Origin of the sequence: Salibaculum sp., assembly GCF_035270045.1 — a bacterium.
GTDB lineage: Bacteria > Pseudomonadota > Alphaproteobacteria > Rhodobacterales > Rhodobacteraceae > Salibaculum.
The window spans coordinates 72,197-79,339 of the sequence record NZ_DATFIP010000086.1 but is presented as its reverse complement, the minus strand read 5'-3'; the positions used below and the strand labels follow the sequence as shown (position 1 = coordinate 79,339).

At 64.3% G+C, this 7,143-nt stretch carries 7 protein-coding genes; 1 reads left to right on the top strand and 6 read right to left on the bottom strand.

The features are described from left to right. From VJ897_RS14950 to VJ897_RS14930, 5 genes are all read right to left on the bottom strand, one after another. The coding region (locus VJ897_RS14950; RefSeq protein ID WP_324056587.1) for a hypothetical protein at window positions 1-1,152 on the bottom strand (1,152 nt) is incomplete at its 3' end. Then, complete coding sequence (locus tag VJ897_RS14945; protein ID WP_324056585.1) at window positions 1,149-1,850, bottom strand: cytidylyltransferase domain-containing protein; 702 nt, start codon at window positions 1,848-1,850, stop codon at window positions 1,149-1,151. The genes VJ897_RS14945 and VJ897_RS14950, both read right to left, overlap by 4 nt. Further along, a complete protein-coding gene (locus VJ897_RS14940) occupies window positions 1,840-2,919 on the bottom strand; it encodes an N-acetylneuraminate synthase family protein (RefSeq protein ID WP_324056583.1) in 1,080 nt (359 codons plus the stop codon). The genes VJ897_RS14945 and VJ897_RS14940 overlap by 11 nt, the downstream gene beginning before the upstream one ends. Before the next feature lie 3 nt (window positions 2,920-2,922). After that, window positions 2,923-3,882, bottom strand: coding sequence for a hypothetical protein (locus tag VJ897_RS14935; RefSeq protein WP_324056581.1), 960 nt, complete (start codon window positions 3,880-3,882; stop codon window positions 2,923-2,925). Then, window positions 3,879-4,982 carry a polysaccharide pyruvyl transferase family protein gene (locus VJ897_RS14930; protein WP_324056580.1) on the bottom strand — a complete coding sequence of 368 codons (1,104 nt, stop codon included), beginning with the start codon at window positions 4,980-4,982 and terminating at the stop codon, window positions 3,879-3,881. The genes VJ897_RS14935 and VJ897_RS14930 overlap by 4 nt, the downstream gene beginning before the upstream one ends. Before the next feature lie 349 nt (window positions 4,983-5,331). On the opposite strand from VJ897_RS14930, the gene VJ897_RS14925 reads away from it, so the two are divergent. Continuing rightward, window positions 5,332-5,619: a hypothetical protein gene (locus tag VJ897_RS14925; protein WP_324056578.1), complete on the top strand. Its 288-nt coding sequence runs from the start codon at window positions 5,332-5,334 to the stop codon at window positions 5,617-5,619. A gap of 274 nt (window positions 5,620-5,893) precedes the next feature. Here VJ897_RS14925 and VJ897_RS14920 read toward each other — a convergent pair whose 3' ends face one another. Further along, a complete protein-coding gene (locus VJ897_RS14920; RefSeq protein ID WP_324056577.1) occupies window positions 5,894-7,120 on the bottom strand; it encodes an argininosuccinate synthase in 1,227 nt (408 codons plus the stop codon). Window positions 7,121-7,143: the final 23 nt, after the last annotated feature.

Sequence of the window (7,143 nt, the reverse complement as noted above, 5' to 3'; positions counted from 1 at the left end):
CTCGAGGCTGCCCCGGGAAATCCTCTCCTCCGGGACGCCCCAGTCGCGCAGGAGCGCCTGAGAATGATCGTCCGAGACCACGAAGCCCGCCGGCAGGCTGGCCCATTCGCGGGTATAATCCATCGGCATGGCCGGCATTCGGGTGCTCAGGCTGCGGGGTGTCACGACGATGGTCGGCACACCTGCCCGGCGGCAGGCCCAGTTGGTGCGCCGCTCGTCCGGGGTGTTGTAATTGCCGTTGCGGATGAAGGCGTCGGGCCGCAATCGGCGCACCATCGCCTCGACGCAGAGCGCGTGCAGCGCCGCGTGAAAGAGATGCGGATAGCGATAGGTTAGCATCGAGGCCAGAACGGGGTCGCCCCGCGCCATGTCCGGGGCGATCCGGCGCTGTCGCCGCCACAGCCGCCAGCCCATCCAGGCGGCCCGCAGGACGGCCAGGGGACCGCCGCCCCGGTGCGGCGAGATCACGCCCTCGGCATAGTCCGTGTCCTTCGCCCATGGCCGTTCCTTGGGCTGCACGCCGATGATCCGGGTGGTATCGCCGATCTGCGCTTGCAGGTCCCCGATCAGCGTGCCGTAGCGGTGCCTCTCCAGCGAGGCGGTCGAGATCAGCAGGCACCGCCCGGCCGCGCCGTGCAGTGCCGGGCCGGGACGCGATAGCGCCACCCGGCGCACCGATCGGAGCAGGAACCGCCATTTGCCCATGCGGTCGCGCGGGTCGCGAATCTCGGCGCTGGCATGGGCCGGAAAACCGCCGGGGTCGGGCGTGGCCAGCCCCGCCTCGTCGCGCAGCGCCGCGAGGAACTCGGCGGGCACGTGCAGGCCCTTTTCCACGTCGACGCGCGCCAGCGGCATCCTTTCTTGCGCGGCGCGCACCTGCTCCAGCAGGAACAGCCATAGCACCGGCCCGGCCAGCCCGTCGCGCTTGGCATAGACCCAACCGCCCTCGAACAGGAAGATGTCGAGCGTGGTGCGGTCGGCGCGGGTCTGCGCAGCCCGGAAATGGCCAAATAGCCGCGCGATCGCCCGGTCGAGACAGGCGAGCGTCTCCTCCCAGCCCAGCTGCGCACTAAGCGGGCGGCCCTCCAGCCACAGATCGGCCGGGGTCGGGTTGCCCCGGCACAGCTTCAGGGTCGCTTCAGGGTCGTTCACGGCAAGGACTCGATCACGGGGACGGGCGCAGGGATGCCGAGCATCCGCCAGTAGGGCGTGGTGAGCACATCGTTGCCTTTGATGAGGCATGACAATGTCCGAGCATCCTCGGGCGTGTCCAACGTCAGCCTCCGATCGGAGTTGTCGCCGGCGGTATCGCGCATGCCGCACAGCGAAAGCTCGTCGGACCTCCGGTATAGATGCTGGGTTACGTGTTCACGTTCAGACGGGTCGGCTTGCCCGGCAAGGCGAATGTAGGCACTTGCCTGAATGCATTCGATCGCGATGCCGTAGGGAAAGCTGCGCGTGATGATGTTGCTGATCATCTCTGGACTGCCGACGGCGATCATACGCCTCAGCGCGACATCGGCCAGACCCGGCTCGAACAGCGGACAATCGCCATTGATTCGCAGAAACCTTTCGGGGCCATGCGCATCGATGGCCTGCAGTGTCCGGCGTACAAGGTCTGTAGCATCCCCACGGAAACAGGTATAGCCGCGCCCGGCGCAATGGGCCGCGATCGAGTCGTCGACGTCCCTGTCCGTGGTCAAAACCACGAGCTGTCCAACGTCGAGCCGAGCGGCCCGGGCATGGACGATGTCGATCACCCTGTGTCCGCCAAGCTTCAGGAAAATCTTGCCGGGTAGCCGTCGGGAATCCGACCTCGCATAGATAAAGGCTGCGGTGTCAGCTGTCATCGCCGATCTTCATGCCCTTCTCGGTCATCTCGTCGTTCCAGTAGGCGCGCGCGGCTTGCCAGTTGCCTGTCGTACCTTGCGGTGTGGCTCGCAGTCCGACCGCTTCGTAGCGGCGCAACGGCACCTCGATCCTGGCTCCCAGGAACGCTGACAAGTCGGGGCCCTCGAAATCCGTGCTCGGGCGCACGTGCAGAAGATCGTCGCGCGTCAGGAAGTGTCCGGCGGGCAGGTCGCGGGCGGCATATACACCCCTGCGCGCGCGGATCCGCGTCGTCATCTCCGCCGGGGCAGAGCGGTTTGCCGGTTGCTGGAGGCTCCGGACGCAGTCTTCCAGCGTCGTGACATAGCCGGCAAGGGCCTCTTCCTCCATGGCGTGGGCATGGTCGAAGCCGGGCAGGCTGCGGTCCGTGGTGAAGTGCTTTTCTACAAAGCTCGCCCCCTCGACCAAAGCCATGGCGGCGGCCACCCCTCCTTCGGTGTGATCCGAATAGCCCACCGAGACATCGAAACAGTCGCGCAGCAGGCGCACCCGCTGGACGTTGGCGCTGTCCAGTGGGCAGGGATAGCTCGACACGCAGTGCATCAGGTTAAGGTCGGTCCCGGGGAAATTGCCCCGAACAAAGCCGACCATGGCGTCGATCTCGCCAAGCGTGGCCATCCCGGTGCTGACGATGACCCGCTCGAAGGTGTCGCAGGCCGCGCCGATCAGGTCGTGGTTCGTGGCATCGGTCGAGGCGATCTTGACGTAGGGCGCGCCCAGCTCCGACAATAAATTAAGGCCCTCGGTGTCGAATACCGAGGCCGAGATCGTGATCCCCGCCTCGGCGGCGCGGGTCCATATTTGCCGCCAGTCGTTAGGGCTCAATTCCTCGGCTTTGCGGCTGTGATAGACGCTGTTCTCGACATAGGTTTCGCCGTCGAAATAGGCTGGGACGTAGAGACCGTCGGCATGGATGAACTGAAATTTGACCGATGTCGCCCCCGCGCGCGCGGCCAAGTCGACAAGCTCGCAGGCGCGCGCGACCGATCCGTTGTGGTTGCTGCCGGCTTCGGCGATGATCTCGGGCATGTCTCAGGTCCTCCTGTTCGGCGCCAACTCTGCAACAGCGCTGGCCAATGCGTCCGCATCCTGCGCCCCTCCCTGTGTCAGGGTGGCATGATGCATCCTGTCCAGTCGACTGCGGTCCGACAGGAGGGCTGCCAGTGCGGTAGGCGCCTCGTCGGGTCCCGCTACCGTGACGCAACCAGCCTCGATCAGGCCGTGATTCTTGGCCGCTGCCCCGGGGCGGGTAACTGACAGGCACGGCAGGGCTTGCGCCACCGCCTCCGCCATCATGACACCGTCGCCGGTGACGAAAACGTTGATCGGGGCGAAGAAATCCCATGGCTCGTTATCGAAGGGTCGGTGCTTCACCGGAGGCCCTTCGCCCGCTATTACGGGCGTCTCGGGATGGAGTACGTAAACGACGTCCACCCCGGGCGCAGCCCTCGCAGCCCGCACCAGGGCGTCGATCCCTGGCTGATCCGCGCCGCCCGACATACACAGGCCGACCACCAGAGGGCCGTTGAAATCGAGGTCGCGGGGGTCAAGAGAGGCGGCGGTTGCATAGGCGAAAGCTGGATCCTCGACCACAACGCAATCCGAGGCAAGCCTTTCACGCAGGCGCTCTGGCACAGCGCGCAGAAATACGTGGGTGGCAATCTCGGCCCGGTCGCAAACCGGCGATACCAGGATGCGCCGTGGGCAGCCGGAAAGGGCACGCACGTCCCCGCTCGAAAGGGTCACTGCGTCGATGACCACCTGCGTGGTGGCAAGTGTATCATCTACAATCGCGATCTCGCGCGCGGTCAGGCCCTTGTCGCGGGCAAGAGTGCGGCCCTGTTCGTCCACGCGCAACACCACCCGGCTGTCGATCCCGCGTCTCTCCAGCGCATCGATCAGCGCGGCGCTGCGTGCAAGATGCCCCATTCCTACCGTGGCGCTGGCCTGAATGTGGAAGACGATATCGGCAGCGGCGGTGGCGGATGTCATCGCGGGATATGTCCGGTCTCGACATAGCCGCCCATCATTGCCTTGAACCGGCCCAGTGCGGCGAACTGGGCTTGTCCGATCTCGTCCCAGCGGGATTTCAGGGAGGCATGGTTCGCGGCGGTGTAGCCGCCGGCGTGGATCGTCTCGGCCACGGAGGCGGCAAAGCCCTCGCCCATCTCCACCATGTTGAGGCTGGCATCGCCCAACCCCAGGTCTTCGCAAAGTGATTTGGACCGTTCGTCATAGACGATGTTGACCGTCGGCGTGCCGTAGGAGATCGCGGGCAAGGTCGCGTGCAGGCGATAACTCAAGACCATATCGGCGTTCTTGAGCAGAGCGAGATATTGGTACACATCGTTCGTGTAGACCGAGTCAACAGCCTTCGTGTAACGGAAGGCGGTCGCGAAATCGAGATCGCGGCTATCGTTGCACAGTATGCGAATGCGCTTGTGACCGGCCTCACGCAGAGTGTCGATGGCCAGGTCGATATGGGCCTGTACCGCGCTCTGGTGGCGGTAGGGTACGTTCATTAGGCCCGGCGTGCGTACCGAGATCAGCGCGCCAACCTCCTCGTGGTCCGGAAGGACTGGCAGCATCTCCTCATAGCGGTGGAGGTTGATCGTCGGGCACCAGCCCAACTCGTCCTTGGGGTTGATCGCCTTCAGGTGGCCATGGGTCGCGGTGTCGCGCGACAAGGAGATATCGGCACGCTCCAGCAGGACCTCCAGCTTGGAGTCCGGGATAACGTCGGACCGCTCCGCCAGCCGGCCGTGTCTGTCGAAGATCCGTCCGCGGGAGTTGGAGAACATCATCAACGGCGGCTGGAGCGAGGCCAGCGCCCGGGGGTCGACTGTGATCTCGTTGTTTTCGAACAGATTCCCGCCACCCAAGATCACGCCATCCGCGAAACGGTTGATCTCGAAGATCGTGGGCGGCGTCAGCCCGCCCTTTGCCGTGCTCTCGTGCCGGCTGGTGGCCGGGTAGTCGATCACCGATACCAGCCGCCCAAAGGTCTCGTAGAGCATGTGGCGCAAGGCGAAATTGATGGCGTGATTGCCTATGTTGTAGCCCAACGGACGAATATTGGCGATTGTATACATTAGGGTTCCATTACACTTGGTCTGCTGCGTCTGGCGCCTCCCGCGCGGGTTGCGATGTCAGATGCGCAGGTCGATGTCGGGGACGGAAAGCAGATGTTCAAGCAGCAAGCTGTCATGGCCCATGCCGCCGGTGAAAAGAATCGTCATGGCCGTTCCCGCACTTGGTCGCTCTCGCCTATGAATGCCGCAGATAGCCTGTTCCCATCTGCCTCGCAAGTTCCGCCAGGCCTGCTTGGGCGGGCGGGCTGTTGCGGGCATTCGACACATTCGCGGGAAACCTGATGCATTGATGATTTAACTCTTCGACCGGCCATGCTATACGCAACCAAACGCAGCGGAGTTTCTCGTCATGAAAAAAATTACCCTTTCCCTTTTTGCCCTCTCGATCGCGGCGACGCCGTTGATGGCCGAGACGCCCATGGAGATGGCCCAGCGGGTGGACGCCTGTGACGGCGCTGAAATTCTCAGTGCGACTGTGGACGCCGATGGCGAGCTGGAGGTAACCTGTGCGACAGCGGTCGCGGGGAACGGTGGTGGACTTGGCGGCGGCCTCGCGACGCCGGCTCTCGCGCTGGGTGTGCTCGGCCTTGCGGTCGGTGCATTTTCCGGCGGGTCGAGTTCCTCGGACACCCAGTAACCGGGTCGGTCCTTTCGGCTCTTGGGTCGAAGCTGGTAGCGATTTTCAGCCATCGTAGACCTTTGGGTCTGCGGTGCTGTTTCTGTTTGAGTGGTGTCTCGTGGTATCGGTGCCGCGGACGGTTCGCCCGACAGGGGCGATGAGCAACATGCTGCTGCTCTGCGGCGTTGCCGGGAACAGCCCTTCGGATGGTGGGCGCCCTGCCCGGACGCGGTCATGTCTCCTGGCTCCGTAGCGCCGGACCATGGCGCCACTCACCATCGGCTGCGCCGTGTCAGCCCTTGAGCCGCGTGTTCCGGGCAGCCAGAAGCTTGAGCCGCAGCGCGTTCAACTGGATGAACCCGGCGGCATCGGTCTGATCGTAGGCGCCCAGATCCTCTTCAAATGTCACATGCGCCTCGGAGTAGAGGCTGTGATCGGACCAGCGCCCGATACAGCTCACGCTGCCCTTGTAGAGCTTGAGCCGCACGGTGCCTGTTACATGCTGCTGGCTGTGGTCGATGGCCGCCTGCAGCATCTCGCGCTCGGGCGAGAACCAGAACCCGTTGTAGATCAGTTCCGCGTAGCGCGGCATCAAGCTGTCCTTGAGGTGGCCCGCGCCACTGTCCAGGGTGATCTGCTCGATCCCGCGATGAGCCTCCAGCAGGATGGTGCCGCCCGGCGTCTCGTAGATACCGCGTGATTTCATGCCGACAAAGCGGTTCTCGACAAAGTCCAGCCGCCCGATTCCATGCCTTCCGCCCAGACCGTTCAGTTGGGTCAGCAGCGTGGCGGGCGACAGTGGCTCACCGTTGAGGCTGACCGCGTCGCCCCGCTCGAAGCCGACCTCGATGATCTCGGGCGTTGCGGGGGCCTCTTCGGGGTGCACCGTGCGCTGGTAGACGTAATCCGGCGCGGCCTCTGCGGGGTCTTCGAGGACCTTGCCCTCGGACGAGGTGTGCAGAAGGTTTGCATCAACGCTGAAGGGGGCTTCGCCGCGCTTGTCCTTGGCGATGGGGATCTGGTTTTTCTCGGCGAAGTCCAGCAGCCGCGTGCGGCTGGTCAGGTCCCATTCGCGCCAAGGGGCGATCACCGTGATGTCCGGGTTGAGCGCATAGGCCGACAACTCGAACCGCACCTGGTCGTTGCCCTTGCCGGTGGCCCCGTGGGACACCGCATCGGCCCCTGTCTCGGCGGCGATCTCGACCAGGCGCTTGGAAATCAGCGGCCGCGCGATGGAGGTGCCCAGCAGGTATTGACCTTCGTAAAGTGCATTGGCCCGGAACATCGGAAAGACATAGTCGCGGACGAAATCCTCTCGGATGTCCTCGATGTAGATATTCTCGGGCTTGATCCCAAGCATGACCGCCTTCTCGCGGGCGGGCTCAAGCTCCTCGCCCTGGCCCAGGTCAGCGGTAAAGGTCACCACCTCGCAGTCGTATTCGGTCTGCAGCCACTTGAGGATGATCGAGGTATCGAGGCCGCCGGAATAGGCGAGGACGACTTTCTTGGGCGCGGACATGGGGGTCTCCGTTCTTGGTCGGC

Bases quoted from the DNA above. Each gene is read 5' to 3' on its own strand.
- VJ897_RS14940 (WP_324056583.1), bottom strand. From the start codon at position 2,919: ATGCCCGAGATCATCGCCGAAGCCGGCAGCAACCACAACGGATCGGTC.
- VJ897_RS14930 (WP_324056580.1), bottom strand. From the start codon at position 4,982: ATGTATACAATCGCCAATATTCGTCCGTTGGGCTACAACATAGGCAAT.
- VJ897_RS14945 (WP_324056585.1), bottom strand. From the start codon at position 1,850: ATGACAGCTGACACCGCAGCCTTTATCTATGCGAGGTCGGATTCCCGA.
- VJ897_RS14925 (WP_324056578.1), top strand. From the start codon at position 5,332: ATGAAAAAAATTACCCTTTCCCTTTTTGCCCTCTCGATCGCGGCGACG.
- VJ897_RS14920 (WP_324056577.1), bottom strand. From the start codon at position 7,120: ATGTCCGCGCCCAAGAAAGTCGTCCTCGCCTATTCCGGCGGCCTCGAT.
- VJ897_RS14935 (WP_324056581.1), bottom strand. From the start codon at position 3,882: ATGACATCCGCCACCGCCGCTGCCGATATCGTCTTCCACATTCAGGCC.